The following is a 22,431-nucleotide window of genomic DNA, read 5'->3' on the forward strand; positions in this document are numbered from 1 at the left end:
CTTCATGGAATGGATTGTGCTGGGGGCCAGCGGTTTTGTCGGCTCGGCCGTGGTGGCGGAGCTGCGGAGCCGGGGCATCGCCGTCCGGGAGGTTGCCGCGCCGCGGTTCCACTCCGACGCGTCCAGCCCCGAGCAGGTGCTCGCGGAGGCCTCGCTGTCCGATGGCGCGGCCGCGGCACGGAAGCTGATGGCCCGCGCCTTTGCCGGTGCCCAGGTGGTGGTCAATGCCGCGGGGCTGGCGACCCCCGGCGATGCCGGCTCCCCCGCCCTCACCGGGGCGAACGCCCTGCTGCCCGTGGTGGCGGCGATGGCGGCCGCCGACGCCGGCGTGCCCCGCATGGTGCATCTAAGCAGCGCCGCCGTCCAGGGGCACCGCGCCGAACTGGATGAAAGTGCCGACCGCACGCCATTTTCCGGCTACTCTCGGTCCAAGGCGCTGGGCGAAGAATCCCTGGCACTGCTGGCGGCCTCAACGGAGGGCGTTGCCCCAACGGAGACGGTGGTGCTGCGCGCCACCTCCGTGCAGGGCCCGCAGCGGCCGACGACGGCGGCCCTGGCCAGGCTGGCGGCCTCACCGCTGGCATCGGTGGCCGCTCCCGGAACCGCTGCCACGCCCGTGAGCTCGATCAACGCGCTGGCGTGGTTTACCGCGGAAACCGGCCTGTTTGCCGGAGCTGTGCCCGGCATTGTGCTCCAGCCGTGGGAGGGCATGACGGTGTCGGCAGTGCTTGAGGCCGCCGGCGGCAAGCGTCCGCTGGTTCTGCCGCGATGGCTCACCCGCGCCACTGTCTCGGCGGGCTATGCGCTCTCCACCGTCGCCGGAGGACGCCTGCACGGCGCCGTCCGGCGGGTGGAACTTATGTGGTTTGGCCAGTCCCAGCGCCCGGGCTGGGCTGAACTGGCGGGGCTTCGTCCGCAGCCGTCGGTGCAGCAGGTTCTTCAGCAGGCCCGGCAGGCGCGCGCCTAGACCCCTCCCCGCCCTCGGCGGCGGCATAGGCCGCAAAGGCTGCTTCGGCGGCGGCCTCGGCTGCTTCGGCGGCGGCGGGCGTTTCGGCTGCGGCTTCGCCCTCGGCTGCTTCCGGCTCGGACGCGGGGCTCCACATGGCGACCTCTTCGCCCAAGCCCAGCACGCTCGGCACCACCGAGCGCAGCTGCTCCAGCGTGATGGCACCCTCGCGGACCACCTTCAGGCGGTCGCCGGTGGCATCGACGATGGTGGACGGCACATTGCCGGCGCCTTCAGCCGGGCGGAAGCCGGCCTCCAGATAGACCTCCACGGACTCCGCCAGCTGGGCGCGGGCCTCGGAGGCCGTCTGCGCGGCGGGCTGGCCGGTGCGGTTGGCCGAGGAGACGGCCAGCGGGCCGGTGATGGTCAGCAGGTCCAGGGCGAGCTCGTCGTCGGGGACGCGCAGAGCCACTGTCCCCAAGGTGTCGCCCAGATCCCAGGTGAGGGACGGCTGGGCGTGCATGATCAACGTCAGTCCGCCGGGCCAGAACTTCTCGGCCAGTGCGCGGGCATCAGCGCTGACATCGGCGGCCAGGCCGTCCATCGTATGCAGCCGCGGGATGAGCACCGGCGGCGGCATGGTGCGGCTGCGGCCCTTGGCCGCCAGCAGCGTGGCCACGGCCTGCGGGGAAAAGGCGTCGGCGGCAATGCCGTACACGGTGTCCGTTGGCATAACGATGACCTGTTTGGCCGCGATGGCCTTCTGCGCGTGGGCCAGGCCCTCGGAGCGCTGGTCGGGCGCGGTGCAATTGTACGAAGTGGTGCTCACGGAACCATTCTTTCATCTGTTGATGCAACATTTTGCCCTGGGAAAGCCCCTGCCACTGTGCCGGTCCCCGCGCGCACGGCGCTGGTGGCCCGGTCGCGGCCGGTCAGGTCACGGTGCGAGGACACCTGGGCCCAGTGGCCGGTGCCGCGCAGCAATGCCGCCATCTGCTCCGCCTGGACCTCGGCATGCTCCATGACAAAGTAGCCGCCGGCCTTGAGCAGCCGGGCCGCCGTGGCCTCGGCCGCCCGGGGCGTCTCCATGCCGTCCGCTCCCCCGCCGTAGAGCGCCATGTGGGGGTCGAACCTGGCCACCTCGGGATCGCGCGGAATGGCTTCGGCCGGGATGTAGGGCGGGTTGGAGACCACCAGGTCAACCGTGCCGTCGAGTTCGCCAAACGCCGTGCGCATGTCGCCCAGCACCAGCTCGACGCCGGTGCCGGCCAGGTTCCGTGCGGCCCAGGCGTGCGCCTCGGGGCTGAGCTCCACGGCGTGCACCCGGGCGGCGGGGACCTCGTGCGCCACGGAACCGGCGATGGCGCCCGAGCCGGTGCCCAGATCAACCACCACCGGCGCGGACGCTGCGCCGCCGCGCTGCTGCGCGGCGAGCCAGTCCAGGCCCAGCTGCACCACGGACTCCGTCTCCGGCCGCGGCACAAAGACCCCCGGCCCGACGGCAAGTTCCAGATACCGGAAGTACGCCGTCCCGGTGATGTGCTGCAATGGCTCGCGCAGCGCCCGGCGGGCCACCAGTGCAGCGTACCCCTCGGGTTCCACGCTGCTGCCCAGCGCCAAGGCGCGGAGCTCGCCGAGACCGACGCCGAGCAAATGCGCGGCCAACAGCTGCGCATCCACCAGCGGCGAGGGGACGCCGGCATCCGCCAACACGGCGGCAGCCTCGGACAGCGCCGCAGCCAGCGGACGCGCGGTGGAATCAGCCACTACTCGCCGATCGCGTCCAGGCGTGCCTGCTCGTCCATCTCAATGGCCGACTGCACCACGGGTTCCAGATCGCCGTTCATGACGGCATCCAGGTTGTAGGCCTTGTACCCGGTGCGGTGGTCCGCAATGCGGTTTTCCGGGTAGTTGTAGGTGCGGATGCGCTCGGAGCGGTCCATCGTGCGGATCTGCGACTTGCGCACCGCCGAGTTCTCGGCGTCGATGATGGCCTGCTGGTGCGCCAGGATGCGGGCACGGAGCACGCGCATGCCGGCCTCGCGGTTCTGCAGCTGCGACTTCTCGTTCTGCATGGCCACCACGATGCCCGTGGGCAGGTGGGTGATGCGCACGGCGGAGTCGGTGGTGTTCACGGACTGGCCGCCGGGGCCCGAGGAACGGTAGACATCGATCTTCAGATCGTTCTGGTTGATGTCCACCTCTTCGGGCTCGTCCACCTCGGGCAGCACCAGCACTCCTGCAGCGGAGGTGTGGATGCGTCCCTGGGATTCCGTCGCCGGCACGCGCTGCACGCGGTGCACGCCACCCTCGAACTTCAGCCGGGCAAAGACGCCCTCGGCCGGATCGTTGGAGCGGCCCTTGACGGCGATGGAAATGTCCTTGTAGCCGCCCAGGTCCGATTCGGTGGCGGAAATGATTTCCGTCTTCCAGCCACGGGTCTCCGCATAGCGGGTGTACATGCGCACCAGGTCGGCGGCGAACAGCGCGGCCTCGTCGCCGCCCTCGCCGGCCTTGACCTCCAGGATCACGTCGCGGGCGTCGTCGGGGTCGCGCGGGATCAGCAGTCGCCGCAGCTTCTCCTGCGCCGCCGACAGCGACGCGGCCAGCACGGGCACCTCGGCCGCGAACTCCGGATCCTCGGAGGCCATTTCCTTGGCCGCCGCGAGATCGTCCGTCAGCACCTGCACCTGGTGGTGCCCCTCGACAATGCCGCCCAGCTCCGCATAGCGGCGACCCAGCTTGCGCGCCAACGGCTGGTCCGCGTGCACGGCGGGATCGCTGAGGCGCATCTGCAGCTCAGCATGCTCATCCAAAAGCCCCTGGATGGATTCAAACATTTCAAACCTCTTTCGACTTACTCAAGTCTAGTGTTCCCGTCCGCACGCGGTGTCGGGGAGTGCCTGCAGCGGCGGTTTGCCGGCGCTTGAACACGGTCCGGGAGCGTCGCTCGCTCGCTGCGCGAGCTTTGCGCCACGCCCGGCCGCGATGCGCGCCTACGCAAACCGCCACTTCCGGCACTTGAGTCGCCAGCCAGCTGCGCATTTTGTGCCGGCCAGGGAGTGGCATCGGGCCTGTCTGAGCGTTGTGGCTAACGCACGCAGTGCGTTAGCCACAACGCGAAGGGGCGGGGCCGGCACAAAATGCGCAGCCCCGCCACAAACGGCGAACGACGACGGTGGCGGACCATCGTCGTCGTTCGCTAACTAGCTATTTGTCGTTCTCGCCCTTGACGCCGAGCGTCGTCTTCTGGACCTGCATGAGGAACTCGACGTTGGACTGCGTGTCGCGGATCTTGGAGGTCAGCAGTTCAAGGGACTGCTGCATTTCCAGGCCGGAGAGGACGCGGCGCAGGCGCCACATGATCTTGACCTCGTCGGGCGAAAGCAGGTTCTCCTCGCGTCGGGTACCCGAGGCGTTGACGTCCACGGCCGGGAAGATGCGCTTGTCCGCCAGCTGGCGGGACAGGCGGAGCTCCATGTTGCCCGTGCCCTTGAACTCCTCGAAGATGACCTCGTCGGCCTTGGACCCGGTTTCCACCAGGGCCGTGGCCAGGATGGTCAGCGAGCCACCGTTTTCGATGTTGCGGGCAGCACCGAAGAAGCGCTTCGGCGGGTACAGCGCCGCGGAGTCCACACCACCGGAGAGGATGCGGCCCGAGGACGGTGCCGAGTTGTTGTAGGCACGGCCCAGGCGGGTCATGGAGTCCAGCAGGACCACCACGTCCATGCCCATCTCCACCAGGCGCTTGGCGCGCTCGATGGAGAGCTCGGCAACCTGGGTGTGGTCATCGGCGGGGCGGTCGAAGGTGGAGGCAATGACCTCACCCTTGACGGTGCGCTGCATGTCCGTGACTTCTTCGGGGCGTTCGTCAACCAGCACCATCATGAGGTGGACCTCAGGGTTGTTGGTGGTGATCGCGTTGGCGATGGCCTGCAGGATGAGCGTCTTTCCGGCCTTCGGCGGGGAGACGATCAGGCCGCGCTGGCCCTTGCCGATCGGGGCCACGAGGTCGATGACACGCGGGCCGATCTTCTTCGGGTCCGTCTCCAGGCGCAGGCGCTCGGAGGGGTACAGCGGAACGAGCTTGTTGAACTCGACGCGGTCCTTGAGCTCGTCCGGGTTCTTGCCGTTGACGCTGGTGACGCGGACCAGGGCGTTGAACTTGGCACGCGTGGTCTGGGCCTGGCTGCGGTCCTCGCCCTCGCGGGGTGCACGGATGGCGCCGACGACGGCGTCGCCCTTGCGCAGGTTGTACTTCTTGACCTGGGCCAGGGAGACGTACACATCCGAGGAGCCGGGCAGGTAGCCGGAGGTGCGGACAAACGCGTAGTTGTCCAGCACGTCCAGGATGCCGGCGACGGGCAGCAGCACGTCGTCCTCGGTGACCTCGACATCGTCAAAGTCGGGAGCCTGGTTGCGTCCGCGGCGGCGCTGCTCGTTGCGGTCGCGGAAGCGATCGTTGCGGTCGTTGCGCGTGTTCAGCTCGGGGCCGTTGCCGCGCTCGCGGCGGTTGCGGCGGTTGCGGCTGTTGCGCGAACCGTCCTCATCGTCGCGGGTGTCCTGCTGGACCTGGCCGCGGGTCTCCTGCTGGGCCGGCGCACGGTTCTCCTGGCGCTGGGTGTCCTGGCCGCGGGTGCGGTCGGTGCCACGCTCGGTGCGGTCGGTGCCACGCTCGGTGCGCTCGGCGCGGTCGTTTCCACGCTGGGTGCGGTCGGCGCCGCGCTGGAAGCGGTCGTTTCCACGCTGGAAGCGGTCGCCACCCTCGGCGGACTCGCCGGCCGGAGCCTCGGTGGACTCGGCTGCCTCGGGAGCGGAAACCGCGCCCTCGGTGCGTGCCTCGGTGCTGCGGCGGTTGCGGGTGCGCGGCTGGCGGCGGTTGCCACCCTCGCCCTGCTCCGCACCGGACTCGGCGCCCTGGACCTCGGCTGCGGGAGCGGCCTCGGCGGCCGGAGCAGCGGTCTCTGCGGGGGCGGCGGCAATGACGCCGTCGCTCACGGCGCGGCGGCTGCGGCCACGGCCACGGGCCGGGCGCTCGTCGGCGGCCTCTGCGGCGGCGGGGGCCACTGCAGCGTCAGCGGCGGGAGCCTCGGAGCCATTGGACTCCGCGGCGCGGGCATTGCGTCCGCCACGGGTGCCGCGCTTGGCCGGTTCGGCCTGCTCTGCGGCGGGCTCGGCCTTGGGTGCCTCGGCCTTTGCGGGGCGGTCGGCCACGGAGGAACCGCGCTGGTGGTCCGAAATTGCTGCGACAAGATCGCCCTTGCGCATCCGGGAGCCGCCGGTGATGCCCAGCTGTCCGGCCAAAGCCTGCAGCTGTGCAAGCTTCAACCCGGCCAGTCCGCTGCTTTTGGCAGGTGCGGCAGTGGTGTTGGCGGTCTCGTTCAAATCTGCAGTCAGATTTGCTGTGTCAGTCACGAAGGATCCTTCCCCCTCGAGGGCAATCTGTTCTCAGATTGCGGTGATTGGTTCCTGACCATGGTCCACGCCGCCGTTGCCGGCGCGGGGCAAAATGGTCTTAGGGCCCGTACTGCGCCGCAAGATATGGCGGTGCAGGCGGGAAGTGGAACACCTTCGGGCCATTCGACGGCTGACCGTGATCGATGGCTGCTCAGTGAAGGTGGCACTGGGACGGTGTGCAGTGCACACGTTGCAAAACAATTGCAGCTATTACCGCCGGTGCACTTCCACCTTAGCACCATCGGCGTCCATGGACAGCGCAAGAACACGCCAAAACGCGCCATCGGTGCCGTGGTCCGGCCCATCCGGGGTCTGCGTTGCCTCGGCAATCGCGCCAACCACCAACTCGGCCTCGGCCGGGCTTTGCGCCAGCGTCATGACCGTCGGCCCGGCGCCGGAGATGAAGGCGGCAAATCCGCGCCGGCGCAGCTCGGCCACCAGGGCCGCACTCTCCGGCATGGCCTCGGCCCGGTAGTCCTGGTGCAGATAGTCCTTGGTGCCCGCCAGCAGCAGCGACGGATCGGTGCCGAGCGCGTGGACCAGCAGGGCCGTGCGGCCCGCGTTGGCGGCGGCGTCGGCGTGCGGAACGGTGGCGGGCAGCATGCCGCGCGCCATTTCCGTCTTCAGTTCGACGGCGGGGATCGCCACCACCGGGGTGACGGCTCCCGCCGGAGCGACGCGCACGGAACGGAAGTCGTTGCCGTCCTGCCAGGAAATGGCCACAGCACCATAGATGGCCGGGGCCACGTTGTCCGGGTGGCCCTCCATCTCGGACGCCAGCTGCAGCACCCAGGCGCGGTCCTGCGCATCGGCGGGCGCCACCAGCGCGTTCGCGGCGGTGATGGCGGCGACGATCACCGAGGCCGAGGAGCCAAGCCCGCGGCCGTGCGGGAGCACATTGTCGGCGCTGATCCGCAGTCCGCCGCGGCGGTAGCCGAGCCGGGCGAAGGCGAGGTCCAGGGCCTTGACGGCCAGGTGGCTGGCGTCGCGCGGCACCTCGTGGGCACCCTCGCCACGCAGGTCGAATTCAAGGCGGGGATCGGCATCCTCGGTGCCGCCGCCGTCGAGCGTCTCGACCACGAGGGTGTCATAGAGGGCGACGGCCAGGCCCAGGCTGTCAAAGCCGGGGCCGAGGTTGGCGCTGGTGGCGGGCACCCGGACGGTGGCGACGAGCCCGGTGGCGGGCACCTTTGCGGTGCCCGCCACCTGCTGCGGTTCTGTCATGAGCACGAGGCCGTCTCTAGGCTTCCAGGCCCAGGGCGGCGGCGACGGTGACGACGTCGTAGGCCACGGACTGGGGCTTCACGGCGCTGCCGTCCACGTTCTTCAGGGCCCAGTCCGGGTCCTTCAGGCCATGGCCGGTGACGGTGATGACGATGGTCTTTCCCGTGGGCACCTCGCCGGCGGCGTGCTTCTTCAGCAGGCCTGCCACGCCGGCGGCGGAGGCGGGCTCCACGAACACGCCTTCCTTGGCGGAGAGCCAGCGGTGCGCGGCGAGGATTTCCTCATCCGTCACGGCCTCGATCAGCCCGCCGGACTCGTCGCGGGCGGCCACGGCCAGATCCCACGAGGCCGGGTTGCCGATGCGGATGGCTGTGGCGATCGTGTCGGGCTCGGAGATCGGGTGGCCGGCCACGAACGGTGCGGCGCCCGCTGCCTGGAAGCCCCACATGATGGGCGTCTTGGTGGAGACAGCGGCCAGCGTGCCCGCGGTGGCGGACTCGTAGGGGGCCGCGTACTCCTTGTAGCCCTTCCAGTAGGCGCTGATGTTGCCGGCGTTGCCAACGGGAAGCAGGTGGTAGTCCGGGGCGTCGCCCAGGGCGTCCACCACTTCGAAGGCACCGGTCTTCTGGCCCTCGATGCGGGCCGGGTTGACCGAGTTCACCAGGAACACCGGGTAGGAGTCGGCCAGCTTGCGGGCCACATCCAGGCAGTTGTCGAAGTTGCCGTCAACCTGCAGCAGGGTGGCACCGTGGGCCACGGCCTGGCTGAGCTTGCCCATGGAGATCTTGCCCTCGGGAACCAGCACGGCGCAGGTCAGCCCGGCGGCGGTGGCGTAGGCAGCCGCGGAGGCGGAGGTGTTGCCGGTGGAGGCGCACACCACGGCCTTGGCCCCGGCGGCGACGGCGGCCGTCATGGCCATCGTCATGCCGCGGTCCTTGAAGCTGCCGGTGGGGTTCATGCCCTCCACCTTCAGGTACACGGTGGAGCCGGTCAGCGCGGAGAGCTTGAGCGCGGGCACCAGCGGAGTGCCACCCTCGCCCAGGGTGATGACCTTGGTCTCGGCGGTGACGGGCAAACGATCGGCGTACTCGCGGACAACGCCGCGCCACTGGTGAGCCACTAGATTCCCTCTACTCTCAGAACACTTGTTACGGAATTGATCACGTCAAGGCCCTTGATGGCCTCGACGGTGGCGGCCAGTGCGGCCTCCGATGCCTCATGCGTGACAAAACGCAGCTCGGCAGAGCTTTCGCCGCCGTTGTGGTGCACGGTCTGGCGCATGGTCTCGATCGAGACGCCGTGCTCGGTGAAGACGGCGGCGATCTTGGACAGCACGCCCGGCTGGTCGGCCGCGTCCACGCCGATGTAGTAGCGGGTGCTGACCGCATCGATGCCCAGCGCCGGCACGAACCTGGTGGTGGTTTCGGTGCGCCCCGGTCCGCCCAGGACCATGCGGCGGGCGGCGGAGACGACGTCGCCCAGCACGGCGGAGGCGGTGGGGGTGCCACCGGCGCCGCGGCCGTAGAACATCAGCTCGCCGGCGGACTGGGCCTCAATGAACACGGCGTTGAACGCGCCGTGCACGGCGGCCAGCGGGTGCTCGCGCGGCAGCAGGGTGGGGTGCACGCGCACGCTCACGCCTTCGCCCACGGTGCCGTCCGCTGCGCTGGTCTCCAGTATTTCGGCGATGGCCAGCAGCTTGATGACATAGCCGGCGTCCTTGGCCGCGGCGATGTCGGCAGCTGTGACCGAGCTGATGCCCTGGCAGTGCACGTTTTCCAGCGCAAAGCGGGTGTGGAAGGACAGCGAGGCCAGGATGGCCGCCTTGGCCGCGGCGTCGTGGCCCTCGACGTCGGCCGTCGGGTCCGCTTCGGCGTAGCCCAGGCGCTGGGCCTCGGCCAGGGCGTCGCCAAACTGGGCGCCCGTGGTGTCCATCTGGTCAAGGATGTAGTTGGTGGTGCCGTTGACGATGCCCAGCACGCGGGTGATCTTGTCCCCGGCCAGCGAGTCGCGGATCAGGCGCAGGATCGGGATCGCACCGGCCACGGCTGCCTCGTAGGAGAGCTGGACGCCGGCGGCGTCGGCCTTCGCGTACAGCGTGGGGCCGTCGGCGGCCAGCAGGGCCTTGTTGCCGCTGACCACCGTGGCGCCGTGTTCGATGGCGTCCAGGATCAGCGTGCGCGCCGGCTCAATGCCACCCATCAGCTCAATGACGATGTCGGCGCTGCGCACCAGGGCGGTGGCATCGGTGGTGAAGAGCTCGCGCGGGAGGTCGACGTCGCGCGGGGCGTCAACATCGCGCACGGCAATGCCGGCCAGCTCGAGGCGGGCACCGGTGCGGGCTTCAAGGGCGTCGGCATCCGCCAGGAGAATGCGGGCCACCTGCGCTCCCACGTTGCCGGCGCCCAGCAGGGCCACTTTGAGTGTTTTGGGTGAGTTGGGAGCCGTGGAATCCACGGCGGTGGTGCGCTCGGTCAAGGTGTTAAGCCCCTAAATCGCGTGCTAGCAAGTCGTCTTCGGTTTCGCCCCGGACAATCAGGCGGGCTGCCCCGTTCCGGACGGCGACCACAGGCGGTCTGGGCACATAGTTGTAGTTGCTGGCCAAGGCCCAGCAGTACGCCCCCGTGCCCGGGACTGCAAGCAGGTCACCGGCCGCTACATCGTTGGGCAGATATACATCTCTAACAACAATGTCGCCGCTCTCGCAATGTTTGCCCACCACTCGGGACAGCGCGGGCGCCGCGGCGGACGTGCGGCTGGCCAAAACGGCCGAATAATCCGCGTCATAGAGCACCGGACGGGCGTTGTCGCTCATTCCACCGTCCACCGACACATAAAGACGCGGAGCCGTAACCACGTCCTGGCCGGCGGCCGCGGAATCGACCTCGACGTTGACGGTTTTCAGCGTGCCGGTCTCGTACAGGGTGAACGTGGTGCTGCCCACGATGGCCCGTCCGGGCTCAATGGAGATCCGCGGCGCGGGAATGCCCAGCGTGGCGCAGGTGGAGCGCACGACGGCGGCCATGGCCGCCGCGATCTCGGCGGCCGGGCGCGGAGTGTCCACGGCCGTGTAGGCGATGCCGTAGCCGCCGCCCAGGTCCAGCTCGGGCAGCGTAATGGAGTGCGTCTGCTGCATCCGGGCCAGAAACGTCAGCAGGCGCTCCGCGGCCAGGGCAAAGCCCTCCGGCTCGAAGATCTGCGAGCCGATGTGGCAGTGCAGTCCCAGCAGGTTGATGCCCTCCGCGGCCGTGGCGGCCGCGACGGCCGCCTCCGCCGGGCTCACGCTGGCGCCGTCTGGGCCCACGGCCCCCGGGGTCCCCGGGCGAGCCTGCGAGTCCGGGGCGGGGTCGGGGTCGGGGTCGGGGAGCATCGAGAGGCCAAACTTCTGGTCCTCGTGGGCGGTGGCAATGAACTCGTGAGTGTGCGCGTGCACACCCGGGGTGAGCCGGAGCATCACGTTGGCCCGCTCGCCGCGGGCGGCGGCGATGGCGGCCACCCGCTCCAGCTCGGCCAGGCTGTCCACCACAATGCGGCCCAGCTTCATGTCCAGGGCGCGGTTGATCTCCGCGGTGGACTTGTTGTTCCCGTGCAGGCCCAAGTTCTCCCCCGCCAGCCCGGCGCGGGCGGCCACGGCCAGCTCGCCGCCGGAGCAGGTGTCCAGGCGCAGGCCCTCGCTGTCCACCCAGCGCGCCACCTCGGTGCAGAGGAAGGACTTGCCGGCGTAGTAGACGTCCACGCCGCCGCAGATGTCCGCAAAGGCGCCATCGAAGGCGTCCTTGAAGGCGCGGGCGCGGGCGCGGAAGTCCGCCTCGGACATGACGAACAGCGGCGTGCCGAACTCTTCCTTCAGCGCGGCGGCGCTGACGCCGTCGACGCTTAGGACGCCGTCAGCGTTGCGGGCCACGTCCTGGGCCCACATCCGCGGCGTGAGCTCGTTCAGGTCCCCGGCGGCGGGCAGCCAGTCCGGGGCCAGCGCGGCGCCGGCAGCGGTGTTGGTGGTGGTTTGCGCTGAGTTTTTCGCTGTATCTTGCGCCATGGCGCCTACATCCTCTCCGGGGCGGAGACACCCAGCAGGCCCAGGCCGTTGGCCAGCACCTGGCGGGTGGCGTCGTTGAGCCACAGGCGGGTCCGGTTGGTGTCGGTGATTTCCTCGTCGCCCATCGGGGTGACGCGGCAGGCGTCGTACCAGCGGTGGTAGGCACCGGCAATGACCTCCAGGTGGCGGGCCACCCGGTGCGGCTCGCGGAAGGCGGCGGCCTGGGCGACGACGCCCGGGAACTGGCCCAGCACGGCGAGCAGCTCGGATTCGGTGGCGTGGCCCAGCGCGGCGGCGTCGAACGCGCTGCGGTCCACCCCGGCGGCCTCGGCATTGCGGCCCACGGCGGCGGTGCGGGCGTGGGCGTACTGGACGTAGAACACCGGGTTCTCGTTGGAGCGCTTGGTCAGCACGTCCAGGTCGATGTCGATGTTGGAATCCGAGGAGAAGCGCGCCAGCGAGTAGCGGGCGGCGTCGGTGCCCACCACCTCCACGAGGTCCTCCATCGTGACGACGGTGCCGGCGCGCTTGGACATGCGCACGGGGGTGCCGTCCTTGACCAGGTTCACCATCTGGCCGATCAGCACCTCCACGCGGTCGGCGTCGTCGCCCATGGCAGCGGCAGCGGCCTTCAGGCGGGCAACATAGCCGTGGTGGTCGGCGCCGAGCATGTAGATGCACAGGTCGAAGCCGCGGTCGCGCTTGTTCTTGAAGTAGGCGATGTCACCGGCGATGTAGGCGGCGTTGCCATCGCTCTTGATGACCACGCGGTCCTTGTCGTCGCCAAAGTCGGTGGAGTTCAGCCACCACGCGCCGTCCTTGAGGTACATGTGGCCGGAACCCTTGAGCTGCTCCAGCAGCTTCTCCACGGCGCCGTCCTCGAAGAGCGAGTTCTCGTGGAAGTAGACGTCAAAGTCCACGCCGAACTCGTGCAGGGACTCGCGGATGGCGGCGAACATGAGCTCCACACCGTGGGCGCGGAACTCCTCCTGCGGGTCCTCGGCGTCGAGGATGTCCGGGTGGGCGTCCTTGACGGCCGCGGCGATGTCCACGATGTACTCGCCGCCGTAGCCGTCCTCCGGAGCGGGCTCGCCCTTGGCGCTGGCCAGCAGCGAGCGGGCAAACTTGTCGATCTGGTTGCCGTGGTCGTTGAAATAGTACTCACGGGTGACGTCCGCGCCCTGGGCCAGGAAGATGCGCGCCAGGGAATCGCCGACGGCGGCCCAGCGGGTGCCGCCGAGGTGGATCGGGCCGGTGGGGTTGGCGGAGACGAACTCGAGGTTGATCTTGGTGCCGGCCATGGCCGTGTTGGTGCCGAAGGCCGCGCCGGCCTCGACGATGGACTTGGCCAGCCCGCCGGCGGCAGCGGCATCCAGGACGATGTTCAGGAAGCCGGGGCCGGCAATCTCCACCTTGGCCACGCCGTCGATCTGCTCCAGGCGGGTGCTGAGCAGCTGCGCAATGGTGCGCGGCGGCACGCCGGCCGGCTTGGCCAGCTGCAGGGCGATGCTGGTGGCCCAGTCTCCGTGCTCGCGGCTCTTCGGGCGCTCCACGCGCACCTCCTTGGGCAGCGCCTCGGCGGGAACGTTCAGTTCACCGGCGGCGGCGGCATCGTGGAGGCAGGTGGTAATGGCGGCAGAAAGTTCTTCAGGAGTCACCGTCCCAGTGTACGTTTGCCGCCCTGCGCTCCCCCAATCGGCGATTAACGGGCCGCCGGGGCGAAATCGTCCTCAAGCATGCGCGGACGGCAAATGACGAACGCACCGGCGCACAGCAGCGCCAGCGTGCCAAAGAGGAACAGGAACGGCACACCCCAGGACCCCGAGGCCTGGTGCAGCAGGCCGAACAGCAGCGGACCGGCGCAGGCGAGCGCATAGCCCATGCCTTGGCTGAAGCCCGACAGCGCGCCGGCCCCCGTGTGGGTGCGGGTGCGGTGGTTGATCATCAGCAGCGACAGCGGGAACGTGCCCGGGCCAAGGCCGGTCAGCACCACCCACAGCCAGGTCGCCGTCGCGGGAGCGAACAGCAGGCCCAGGTACCCGGCCACGAAGCAGCCCAGCATCACCAGCACCATGGGGAACGGATTGGCCATCCGGGCCGCCAACAGCGGAACGAGCAGGCTCATCGGCAGGCCCAGCGCGGCAAAAAGCGCCAGCATGCTGCCGGCGCTGGCGCGGTCCAGCCCGGCCTCCGTCAGGATGGTGGGCAGCCAGGCGAACATCGCATAGGTGTTCAGCGAGGTGCAGCCGAACATGAACGTCAGGCCCCATGCCACCGGCGAGCGCCAGAGGTTCATCTTTCCCGGCGCCGCCGGGGTGGTCCTGGCGCCATGGACGACGACGGCGAGCGCCTGTTCGGCGGGCGTCTGCGCGGCCGTGGGGGCCGTGGGGGCCGGTCCTCCGGCCGGCGCCGAACTCCCGCGGCCGGTGGCGAGCACGCCCAGCCACGGCACCATCGCGACGACGGTGACCCCGGCCCAGGCGGCGAGCGAGACCTGCCAGCCGGCGGCGTCGGCCACCGGCACGGCCAGCTGGGCCGGCAGCGCCGTACCCACGCTCAGCGACGTGACATAGATGGCCGTCATCAGGCCCACCTTGGTGGGGAAGTATTTCTTGACCAGCGGCGGCAGCAGCACATTGCCCGCACCCAGGCCGGCCAACGCCAGCACGGACAGCAGCAGGAACAGACCGGTGCTGGGCACCATCACGCGAAGCAGTTGCCCCACGGTCGCCAGCACCATGGCCACCACGGCCAGCCATTCCAGCGAGGCCCAGCGGATCACATAGGGGGTCAGGAAGCCGAACACGGCGAAGGCGGCCGTGGGCAGCATGCCCAGCAGGCCAATGGTGGCTGCATCCATGGGCAGCTGTGCATCCATGGTGGAGACCAGCGGCGGGACCACCGTCACGGCCGAGCGCAGCGTCAGTGCCACCAGAATGATTCCTGCCGCCACCAACCAGGCGGGTTTGCGCATTGTTGCCATCATTTCTGCAACGTTACCGGCGGACGCGGGCGGTGTGGGGGCGCTGCGGCAATGATGTTCACCACCCGGGGAAGCGGCTGGATCGGCCGTGCGGTGGGCCGATTTCACATTGGGCGCCACCTACCTGATAAGCTCTTTCACGTTCCCTTCGGTGACCACGGTTACCGCGCCCTCGTAGCTCAGGGGATAGAGCGGTTGCCTCCGGAGCAACAGGCCGTAGGTTCGAATCCTATCGAGGGCACAGGAACGAAAGACCCCGCCAGTCCATTGGATTGGCGGGGTTTTTGCATGCCCGCGCCGTCCGCCCCTGCCGCCTCGTTCTGCGGCTGCCTGTCCCGGTCCGGGTAGTAGCTGGTGATGTATCGCATGCCTTCAGCGTAGGAACAATTGCGGACAGCTTTTGTCCTCAATGGCGCGTAGATTGGCGTCCATGTTGGAAACATCCGCCCGGCTGCTGCGGCTGCTCTCCCTGCTGCAGGTCCGCCGGGAGTGGACGGGGGCGGATCTGGCGGAGCCGATGGACGTCACCGAGCGCACTGTGCGCCGGGACATCGGCAAGCTGCGCACCCTGGGCTACCCCATCAATGCCTCCCCCGGCGGCTACCCGCTGGGTGCCGGCGCGGCCCTGCCCCCACTGCTGCTTGACGACAACGAGGCGATCGCCGTCGCCTTAGGCCTGGCCACCGTGGCGGCCGGGCCGGTGGCGGGCATCGGCGAGGCGTCGGTGCGGGCGCTGGCCAAGCTGGAGCAGGTGCTGCCGGCCAGGCTGCGGCCCAAGTTTGCCGCCCTGAAGGCCTCCGTCGCCACCATCGCCTCCCAGGCCTCGCCGGTGGACCCCTCGGTGCTGACAGCCATTTCCGCCGCCGTCGCCGCCCGTCGCGTGCTCAGCTTCGACTACCGGGCCATGGATGCGGCCACCACGCGGCGCAGCGTGGAGCCCTACCGGCTGGTGGATTCGGGGCCCCGCTGGTACCTGGTGGCCTGGGACCTCGACCGGGCGGACTGGCGGACGTTCCGGGTGGACCGGCTGCTGGCGGCCCCGCAGCAGCGCCAGCGCTTCACACCGCGCCCGTTGCCCGACGCTGACCTGGCCGCCTATGTGCACCGGGCGATCACGCGCTCCCCGTACCGCTACGACCTCCACGTGCGCATCCACGCACCCGTAAAGGACGTGGCCGAGCGGATCGGCACCACCATGGCGCAACTGGACGACGACGGCGGCGCCACCTCGGTGCGGATGGGCTGGGACTCGCTCGATGATCCGCTGGCCGAGCTGCCGGCCTACGGCTGGGACTTTGAGATCCTCGCCCCGGCCCAGCTGCGCGACGCCGCGCGCGCCATGGCCGACGGGCTGCGCAACGCCGCGCGGTGACGGGTGCAGCTTGTGGCGGGCGCATAAACTGGGGGCACAATGACTTTGACAATTAGCTACCCCGCTGCCCTGCCGGTCTCCGAGCGCCGCGAGGACCTGATGGCCGCCATTGCCGCCAACCAGGTCACCATCATTGCCGGCGAAACCGGATCCGGAAAGACCACGCAAATCCCCAAGATGTGCCTGGAACTGGGGTTGGCGGAAAAGGGCCTGATCGGCCACACACAGCCGCGCCGGCTGGCCGCGCGCACCGTGGCCGAGCGCATTGCCAGCGAGCTCGACGTCGAAATCGGCCAGGAGGTGGGCTTCCAGGTCCGCTTCACCGGACACGTGGGCCCGGCGACCAAGATCAAGCTCATGACCGACGGCATCCTGCTGGCGGAGATCCAGCGCGACAGGCTGCTGCGCAAATACTCCACGCTGATCATCGATGAGGCGCACGAGCGCAGCCTGAACATCGACTTCATCCTCGGCTACCTGCGCCAGATCCTGCCCAAGCGCCCGGACCTGAAGATCATCATCACCTCCGCCACCATCGATCCGGAGCGCTTCGCGGAGCATTTCGCCTCCCCCGAGGGCCCGGCGCCCATCATCGAGGTCTCCGGGCGCACCTTCCCGGTGGAGATCCGCTACCGCCCGCTCAGCGGCCCGGCCGGCGGCGAGGACGACGACGCGGGTACCGCCGCCACGGACCGCAGGCTCGACGGCGGCAACGCCGAGGAGGACCGCGACCCCGTGGACGCGGTGTGCGACGCGGTCGAGGAGCTTTCCAAGGAGGCGCCGGGCGACGTGCTCATCTTCTTCTCCGGCGAGCGCGAGATCCGCGACGCCACCGAGGCCCTGCGCGGGCGCTTCAAGAACCACCCGCGGCTGCGCGAGGCGGAGATCCTGCCGCTCTTTGCCCGGTTGTCGCTGGCGGAGCAGCATGCCGTCTTCACGCCGGGAAGGCGCAAGCGCATCGTGCTGGCCACCAACGTGGCCGAGACGTCCCTGACGGTGCCCGGCATCAAGTACGTCATCGACACCGGCACGGCGCGCATCTCCCGCTACTCGCACCGCACCAAGGTCCAGCGGCTGCCCATCGAGCGGATCTCCCAGGCCAGCGCCAACCAGCGCTCGGGCCGCTGCGGGCGTGTCAGCGACGGCATCGCCATCCGGCTCTACTCCGAGGAGGATTTCGAGGCCCGCCGCGAGTTCACCGACCCGGAGATCCTGCGCACCAACCTCGCCGCCGTCATCTTGCAGATGTCGGCCATGGGCGTGGCCAACGGCCCCAAGGATGTGGAGGACTTCCCGTTTGTGGAGTCCCCGGACTCCCGGGCGATCACCGACGGCGTCACGCTGCTGCGCGAGCTGGGCGCCGTCACGGCGGCCGGCGCCATCACCGCCGTCGGACGCCAGCTGGCCCAACTCCCGGTGGACCCGCGGCTGGGCCGGATGATCATCGAGGCCGGCAAGCGCGGCTGTGCCAAGGAGGTCATGATCCTCGCCGCGGCGCTGACCATCCAGGATCCGCGCGAGCGCCCCACGGACAAGCAGCAGCTGGCGGCGGAGAAGCACAAGCGCTTTGCCGACGAGAACTCGGACTTCACCGGCTTCTTGAACATGTGGCGCTACATCCAGGAGAAGCAGTCCGAGCTGGGCTCCTCAGCCTTCCGCCGGCTGTGCAAGGCCGAGTTCCTGAACTTCCTGCGCATCCGCGAATGGCAGGACCTGTTCTCCCAGCTCAAGCAGCTGGCCAAGACGCTGGGCATCACCCTCTCCGCCGGCGATGTCGATCCGGTGGGCTCGCACCAGGCGGTCCACATGAGCCTGCTCTCGGGCCTGCTCAGCCACATCGGCCTCTACGACCAGCGCAAGCGCGAATACTCCGGAGCGCGCGGCACCCGCTTTGCCGTGTTCCCCGGCTCGGCGCTGTTCAAGAAGTCCCCGGACTGGGTGATGGCCGCCGAGCTGGTGGAGACCTCCCGGCTCTGGGCCCGGGTGGCCGCCAAGTTCGATCCGCTCTGGGCCGAGGAGGTGGCCCCGGACCTGGTCAAGCGCAGCTACAGCGAGCCGCACTGGTCCAAGAAGATGGGCTCGGTCATGGCCCACGAGAAGGTCACCCTGTACGGGGTGCCGATCGTGCCGGACCGCCGCATCAACTACGGCCGTGTCGACCCCGAGCTCAGCCGTGAGCTGTTCATCCGGCATGCCCTGGTGGAGGGCGATTGGCGCACCCACCACAAGTTCTTCCACCGCAACCAGGCCCTGCTGGCCGAGGTGGAGGAGCTGGAAACCCGCATGCGCCGCCGCGACCTGCGCGTGGACGACGAGGCGCTCTTTGAGTTCTACGACGCGCGGGTGGGTGCCGAGGTGGTCTCGGAACGCCACTTCGACAAGTGGTGGAAGGACGCGCGCCAGGCCAGCCCCACGCTGCTGGACTTCGACCCCGAGCAGATCATGGCCGAGGACGCGTCACAGCTGGACGAGGCGGCCTTCCCCAAGCTGTGGCACCAGGGCGGCTTCGAGCTGCCGCTCTCCTACGAGTTCCACCCCACCGCGCCGGGCGCCGTGCCCAACCCCTCCGACGGCGTGACGGTGCAGGTGCCGCTGCTGTTCCTGAACCAGCTGCACGAGGCACCCTTCCGCTGGCAGATCCCCGGGCTGCGCGCCGAGCTGGTCACGGCACTGATCAAGTCGCTGCCCAAGGCCGTCCGGAAGAACTTCATCCCCGCCCCGGACGTGGCGCGCTCGGCGACGGCGGCGCTCGCGGCCGACTTCGATCCCTCCGTGGACGCGCTGGAACCGTCCCTGGAACTGGCACTGCGCCGGCTCAAGGGCCACGTCATCCCGCCCGGCTCGTGGAACTGGGACGCCGTGCCGGCGCACCTGCGGATGACCTTCCAGGTGGTGGACCGGGCGGGCCGGACCCTCGACGAGGGCCAGGACCTGGCGAAACTGCAGGAGCAGCTGGCCGGCGCCACCCGCCGGGCCATTGCCGAATCCCTCGGGGCGACGCCGAAGACCACGCAGCCGCGGGGTCTCGCTCCCCAGCCGCTCCCCCCGCTCGCAAGCTCGCAGCAGGACCCTCGCGGCCGTGGCCCCAAGCTCGACCAGCCGGAATCGGCAGGCATCCGGGAGCAGTCGGGCCTGGCCGAGTGGACCATTGGCACGCTTCCCCGCGAGGTCAAGCGCCTGGTGGCCGGGCACACCGTCACCGGCTACCCGGCCCTGGTGGACGAGGGGTCCACCTCCGGCGTGCGGGTCTTCCAGACCGAGGCCGCGGCGCTGGCCGCCATGCGCGGCGGCGTCATCCGGCTGCTGGCCCTGCGCGTGCCGTCCCCGGACCGCTATGTGCTGGAGCATCTGAACAACAACGAGAAGCTCACGTTCAGCCAGAACCCGCACGGCAGCGTCACCTCGCTGATCGCGGACTGTGCCCTCGCCGCCATCGACAAGCTGGTTCCGGCGGAACTGCCGTGGACACGGGCGGACTTCGACGCGCTGTACGAGAAGGTCCGCGCGGAGCTGATCGACACCGTCTTTGCCGTCACCGCCGTCGTCGAGCGCATCCTCTCCAGCTCCCGGCGCATCCAGAAGGAGCTCAAGGCGGCCACCAGCCTGTCGCTGATCTCCGCCCTGAACGACATCAAGGGCCAGCTGGAGCTGCTGGTGTACCCGGGGTTTGTCGCCAAGACAGGGTTCGCCCAGCTCAGCCAGCTGCCGCGCTACCTCACCGCCATCGAGCGCCGGCTGGACAAGCTGCCCACCAACGTGGCCCGGGACGGGGCGAGCATGGCCATCGTGCAGCGGCTGGAGGACGACTACGACGACGCCGTGGCCGCCCTGGCGCCGGGCAACACGCACACGGGCGCACTCGAGCCGGTGCGCTGGATGCTCGAGGAGCTGCGCGTGAGCCTCTTCGCCGTCGAGCTCGGAACCGCCTACTCGGTGTCCGAGAAGCGGATCAAGACCGCGCTGAACCAGGCCCTCGCGCCGAAGTAGGCGGGACCCGGGTCTCGACCAAGCGAGGAACGAGCACGTGGAGACCTACGCCTCGGGGACGTGTTCTCCCTGGCCGGCGGCGCGCAGGGCAACCCGGATCTTCTCCGCGTTGGCGTCCAGCACGGCCGGGTCCGGGTGGTGGTCCACTGTGCCGAAGTCGAAATCGGCCATGGAATTGGCCGGCCAGACGTGCACGTGCAGGTGCTCCACCTCGAAGCCCACCACTGACAGCCCCGCCCGGGCCGAGCCAAACGCCTCAACCTGGGCCGCGCCGATGGTCTGCGCCACCAGCATCAGCTTCGTCAGCAGGGCAGGCTCGACGTCGGTCCAGCGGTCCACCTCCTGTCGCGGCACCACCAGCGTGTGGCCGTCCGCCAGCGGGCCGATGGTCAAAAACGCCACCACCTCCGGGTCCTTCCAGACGAAGCGGCCGGGGATGTCGCCGTTGATGATCTTGGTGAAAAGCGTGCTCATGCTGATCCGGTTCCTTTAGAGGGTGGAGGTGTCAAGGACAAAACGGTACTTCACGTCGCCGGCCACCATGCGGTCGTAGGCGTCGTTGAGGCCGGTGGCGGCGACCATCTCGATGTCTGCGGCCACGCCGTGTTCGGCGCAGAAATCCAGCATGTCCTGGGTTTCGGCGATGCCGCCGGTCTGCGAGCCGCCGTAGGCCAGCCGCTTGCTGATCAGCGTGCCGGGATTGATCGCGGGCATGGGCTCCCCGGGCAGGCCCAGCTGGATCAGTGCGCCGTCCCGGGCCAGCGTGCGCAGGTACGGGTTGAGGTCGTGTGCGGCGGCCACGGTGTCGATGATGGCGTTCAGCGAGTCCTTCGCCGCGGCCATGGCGGCCGGATCGGAGGAGAGCACGACGGCGTCAGCACCCAGGTCTGTGGCGGCCCCGGTCTTGCCCGGGGACGTGGTGAAGACGGTGACGGTGGCGCCGAGGGCCTTGGCAATCTTCACGGCCAGGTGGCCCAGCCCGCCGAGCCCGATGACGCCCACGGCGTCGCCCGCCTGGACGTCCAGATAGCGCAGCGGCGAGTAGGTGGTGATGCCGGCGCACAGCAGCGGTGCGGCCGAGGCATGGTCCATGCCCTCCGGGATCCTCAGCACATAGTTCTCATCCACCACGATGGAGCTGGCGTAGCCGCCCTGCGTCACGGCGCCGCCGTTGCGGGCGTCGATCGCCCCGTAGGTGTCGGTGTTGGAGTTGGAGCAGTACTGCTCCTCGCCCTCCAGGCAGGAATCGCACTCGCGGCAGGAATCCACCATGGGGCCCACGCCCACGGTGTCGCCGACGGCGAAGAGGCCCACCGCGGAACCGGTGCGGGTGACCTGGCCGAGAATTTCGTGGCCCGGCACCAGCGGGAAGGTGATGCTGCCCCATTCCTGCCGGATGGTGTGCACGTCGGAGTGGCAGAGGCCGCAGAACTCGATGGCGATCTCGACGTCGTGCGGGCCGGGCTCCCGGCGCTCGATGCTGACGGCTTCCAGACCGGACCCCGGGGACGTGGCGGCGTAGGCCTTGGTGACCGTCATGCGTCCACCCTATCGCCGCCCTCGGGGCGCCCTCCCGCCGCATGCTCCCCCACCGCCACGGGCCGGCCGGGCGTGTTGGACCAGGCGGACCAGGATCCGGGGAACAGTGCGGCCCTGACGCCGGCAATCTCCAGCGCCGCGATCTGGTGGGCGGCTGTCACACCGGAGCCGCAGTACACCGCGACGTCGGTGCCCCCGGTGATGCCCAGGGCGGCAAAACGTTCGCGCAGCTTGGCGGCCGGGAGGAAGCGCTGGTCCGGGGCCAGGTTGGCCATCGTCGGGGCACTGAGAGCGCCGGGGATGTGCCCGGCCTCAGGGTCCATGGGTTCCACCTCGCCGCGGTACCGCTCCCCCGCCCGGGCATCGAGCAGCACGCCGTGGGACGGCCAGCCGGCCGTCCCGTCGATGTCCGCCGTTTCCCGGTGGCCAAAGTGTGGCCCGGCCGTGCCAGGAATAGGGAGCACCTCGCCGGATTCCAGCGCGTGCCCGGCCGCGCGCCAGGCGCGCAGGCCGCCGTCGAGCAGCCGCACGTCCGCCCAGCCGGCGTGGCCCAGCAGCCACCAGAGCCTGGCCGCGGCGGCGTTGCCGGCGTCGTCGTAGGCCACCACCGTGTCCCCGGGGTCCAGGCCCCAGCGGCGCATGGCGGCGGCAAAGTCCGCCTCGGCGGGCAGCGGGTGCCGGCCCTCGGACGGTTCCCCGTGGCCGGCCAGCTCGGTGTCCAAGGAAACAAAGACGGCACCGGGCAGGTGGCCGTCGAGGTAGTGCTGGTGGCCATGCGGATCCCCCAGCGCCCAGCGCACATCCAGCAGCACCGTCCGTTCCCCCGCGTCCAGCCGTCCGGCCAGGGTCTCGACGTCGATCAAAATGCCCACAAAGTCCTCCTCGTT

At 69.7% G+C, this 22,431-nt stretch carries 16 protein-coding genes and 1 tRNA gene; 4 read left to right on the plus strand and 13 right to left on the minus strand.

Annotated elements, in window-relative coordinates; genetic code table 11:
* The first annotated feature begins 4 nt into the window (after positions 1 to 4).
* Positions 5 to 967, plus strand: coding sequence for an NAD-dependent epimerase/dehydratase family protein (locus ACQCSX_RS08125; RefSeq protein WP_427018496.1), 963 nt, complete (start codon positions 5 to 7; stop codon positions 965 to 967).
* Here ACQCSX_RS08125 and ACQCSX_RS08130 read toward each other — a convergent pair.
* The 10 genes from ACQCSX_RS08130 to ACQCSX_RS08175 all read right to left on the minus strand — a co-directional run bounded on the left by ACQCSX_RS08130 (position 858) and on the right by ACQCSX_RS08175 (position 14,637).
* Complete coding sequence (locus tag ACQCSX_RS08130) at positions 858 to 1,775, minus strand: L-threonylcarbamoyladenylate synthase (protein WP_427018497.1); 918 nt, start codon at positions 1,773 to 1,775, stop codon at positions 858 to 860. The two genes, ACQCSX_RS08125 and ACQCSX_RS08130, sit on opposite strands and share 110 nt — an antisense overlap.
* Positions 1,772 to 2,713, minus strand: coding sequence for a peptide chain release factor N(5)-glutamine methyltransferase (gene prmC, locus ACQCSX_RS08135; RefSeq protein ID WP_427018498.1), 942 nt, complete (start codon positions 2,711 to 2,713; stop codon positions 1,772 to 1,774). Before prmC ends, ACQCSX_RS08130 begins: the two co-directional genes overlap by 4 nt.
* Positions 2,713 to 3,786, minus strand: coding sequence for a peptide chain release factor 1 (gene prfA / locus ACQCSX_RS08140; protein ID WP_427018499.1), 1,074 nt, complete (start codon positions 3,784 to 3,786; stop codon positions 2,713 to 2,715). The genes prmC and prfA overlap by 1 nt, the downstream gene beginning before the upstream one ends.
* A 370-nt stretch (positions 3,787 to 4,156) precedes the next feature.
* Positions 4,157 to 6,361: a transcription termination factor Rho gene (rho, locus tag ACQCSX_RS08145; RefSeq protein ID WP_427018500.1), complete on the minus strand. Its 2,205-nt coding sequence runs from the start codon at positions 6,359 to 6,361 to the stop codon at positions 4,157 to 4,159.
* Positions 6,362 to 6,613: 252 nt separating this feature from the next.
* Positions 6,614 to 7,627 (minus strand): homoserine kinase, encoded by a 1,014-nt coding sequence (gene thrB / locus ACQCSX_RS08150; RefSeq protein ID WP_427019007.1) that lies wholly within the window; start codon positions 7,625 to 7,627, stop codon positions 6,614 to 6,616.
* A 16-nt stretch (positions 7,628 to 7,643) separates the two neighbouring features.
* The gene (thrC, locus tag ACQCSX_RS08155; protein WP_427018501.1) at positions 7,644 to 8,747 is read right to left on the minus strand and encodes a threonine synthase; all 1,104 of its coding nucleotides are present in this window, start codon (positions 8,745 to 8,747) and stop codon (positions 7,644 to 7,646) included.
* The gene (locus ACQCSX_RS08160; protein WP_427018502.1) at positions 8,747 to 10,105 is read right to left on the minus strand and encodes a homoserine dehydrogenase; all 1,359 of its coding nucleotides are present in this window, start codon (positions 10,103 to 10,105) and stop codon (positions 8,747 to 8,749) included. The genes thrC and ACQCSX_RS08160 overlap by 1 nt, the downstream gene beginning before the upstream one ends.
* A gap of 4 nt (positions 10,106 to 10,109) precedes the next feature.
* The gene (locus ACQCSX_RS08165; RefSeq protein WP_427018503.1) at positions 10,110 to 11,663 is read right to left on the minus strand and encodes a diaminopimelate decarboxylase family protein; all 1,554 of its coding nucleotides are present in this window, start codon (positions 11,661 to 11,663) and stop codon (positions 10,110 to 10,112) included.
* Positions 11,664 to 11,668: 5 nt separating this feature from the next.
* Positions 11,669 to 13,321 carry an arginine--tRNA ligase gene (gene argS, locus ACQCSX_RS08170; RefSeq protein WP_427018504.1) on the minus strand — a complete coding sequence of 551 codons (1,653 nt, stop codon included), beginning with the start codon at positions 13,319 to 13,321 and terminating at the stop codon, positions 11,669 to 11,671.
* Between the two features lie 44 nt (positions 13,322 to 13,365).
* Positions 13,366 to 14,637 (minus strand): MFS transporter, encoded by a 1,272-nt coding sequence (locus ACQCSX_RS08175; RefSeq protein WP_427018505.1) that lies wholly within the window; start codon positions 14,635 to 14,637, stop codon positions 13,366 to 13,368.
* Positions 14,638 to 14,814: 177 nt separating this feature from the next.
* Between ACQCSX_RS08175 and ACQCSX_RS08180 the strand changes: the two genes are divergently transcribed.
* From ACQCSX_RS08180 to hrpA, 3 genes are all read left to right on the plus strand, one after another.
* Positions 14,815 to 14,887 (plus strand) — tRNA-Arg (locus ACQCSX_RS08180).
* Between the two features lie 189 nt (positions 14,888 to 15,076).
* Positions 15,077 to 16,018, plus strand: a complete 942-nt coding sequence (locus tag ACQCSX_RS08185) for a helix-turn-helix transcriptional regulator (RefSeq protein WP_427018506.1) — start codon at positions 15,077 to 15,079, stop codon at positions 16,016 to 16,018.
* A 39-nt stretch (positions 16,019 to 16,057) separates the two neighbouring features.
* Entirely contained in the window at positions 16,058 to 20,005 is a 3,948-nt protein-coding gene (hrpA, locus tag ACQCSX_RS08190) for an ATP-dependent RNA helicase HrpA (RefSeq protein ID WP_427018507.1), read from the plus strand.
* Between the two features lie 45 nt (positions 20,006 to 20,050).
* Here hrpA and ACQCSX_RS08195 read toward each other — a convergent pair whose 3' ends face one another.
* From ACQCSX_RS08195 to ACQCSX_RS08205, 3 genes are read right to left on the minus strand one after another with little or no spacing between them, the layout of a single operon-like run.
* Positions 20,051 to 20,479: an HIT family protein gene (locus tag ACQCSX_RS08195; RefSeq protein ID WP_427018508.1), complete on the minus strand. Its 429-nt coding sequence runs from the start codon at positions 20,477 to 20,479 to the stop codon at positions 20,051 to 20,053.
* A gap of 15 nt (positions 20,480 to 20,494) precedes the next feature.
* Positions 20,495 to 21,544, minus strand: a complete 1,050-nt coding sequence (locus tag ACQCSX_RS08200) for an NAD(P)-dependent alcohol dehydrogenase (RefSeq protein WP_427018509.1) — start codon at positions 21,542 to 21,544, stop codon at positions 20,495 to 20,497.
* Positions 21,541 to 22,416, minus strand: coding sequence for a sulfurtransferase (locus ACQCSX_RS08205; protein ID WP_427018510.1), 876 nt, complete (start codon positions 22,414 to 22,416; stop codon positions 21,541 to 21,543). The genes ACQCSX_RS08200 and ACQCSX_RS08205 overlap by 4 nt, the downstream gene beginning before the upstream one ends.
* Positions 22,417 to 22,431: the final 15 nt, after the last annotated feature.

The sequence above is a fragment of the Pseudarthrobacter sp. P1 genome (assembly GCF_050156935.1).
Classification (GTDB): Bacteria; Actinomycetota; Actinomycetes; order Actinomycetales; family Micrococcaceae; genus Specibacter.

Excerpts from the sequence above, each read along its gene's own strand:
- ACQCSX_RS08125 (WP_427018496.1), top strand. The coding sequence starts at position 5 with ATGGAATGGATTGTGCTGGGGGCCAGCGGTTTTGTCGGCTCGGCCGTG.
- prfA (WP_427018499.1), bottom strand. The coding sequence starts at position 3,786 with ATGTTTGAATCCATCCAGGGGCTTTTGGATGAGCATGCTGAGCTGCAG.
- thrB (WP_427019007.1), bottom strand. The coding sequence starts at position 7,627 with ATGACAGAACCGCAGCAGGTGGCGGGCACCGCAAAGGTGCCCGCCACC.
- ACQCSX_RS08165 (WP_427018503.1), bottom strand. The coding sequence starts at position 11,663 with ATGGCGCAAGATACAGCGAAAAACTCAGCGCAAACCACCACCAACACC.
- ACQCSX_RS08175 (WP_427018505.1), bottom strand. The coding sequence starts at position 14,637 with ATGCGCAAACCCGCCTGGTTGGTGGCGGCAGGAATCATTCTGGTGGCA.
- ACQCSX_RS08185 (WP_427018506.1), top strand. The coding sequence starts at position 15,077 with ATGTTGGAAACATCCGCCCGGCTGCTGCGGCTGCTCTCCCTGCTGCAG.
- hrpA (WP_427018507.1), top strand. The coding sequence starts at position 16,058 with ATGACTTTGACAATTAGCTACCCCGCTGCCCTGCCGGTCTCCGAGCGC.
- ACQCSX_RS08195 (WP_427018508.1), bottom strand. The coding sequence starts at position 20,479 with ATGAGCACGCTTTTCACCAAGATCATCAACGGCGACATCCCCGGCCGC.
- ACQCSX_RS08200 (WP_427018509.1), bottom strand. The coding sequence starts at position 21,544 with ATGACGGTCACCAAGGCCTACGCCGCCACGTCCCCGGGGTCCGGTCTG.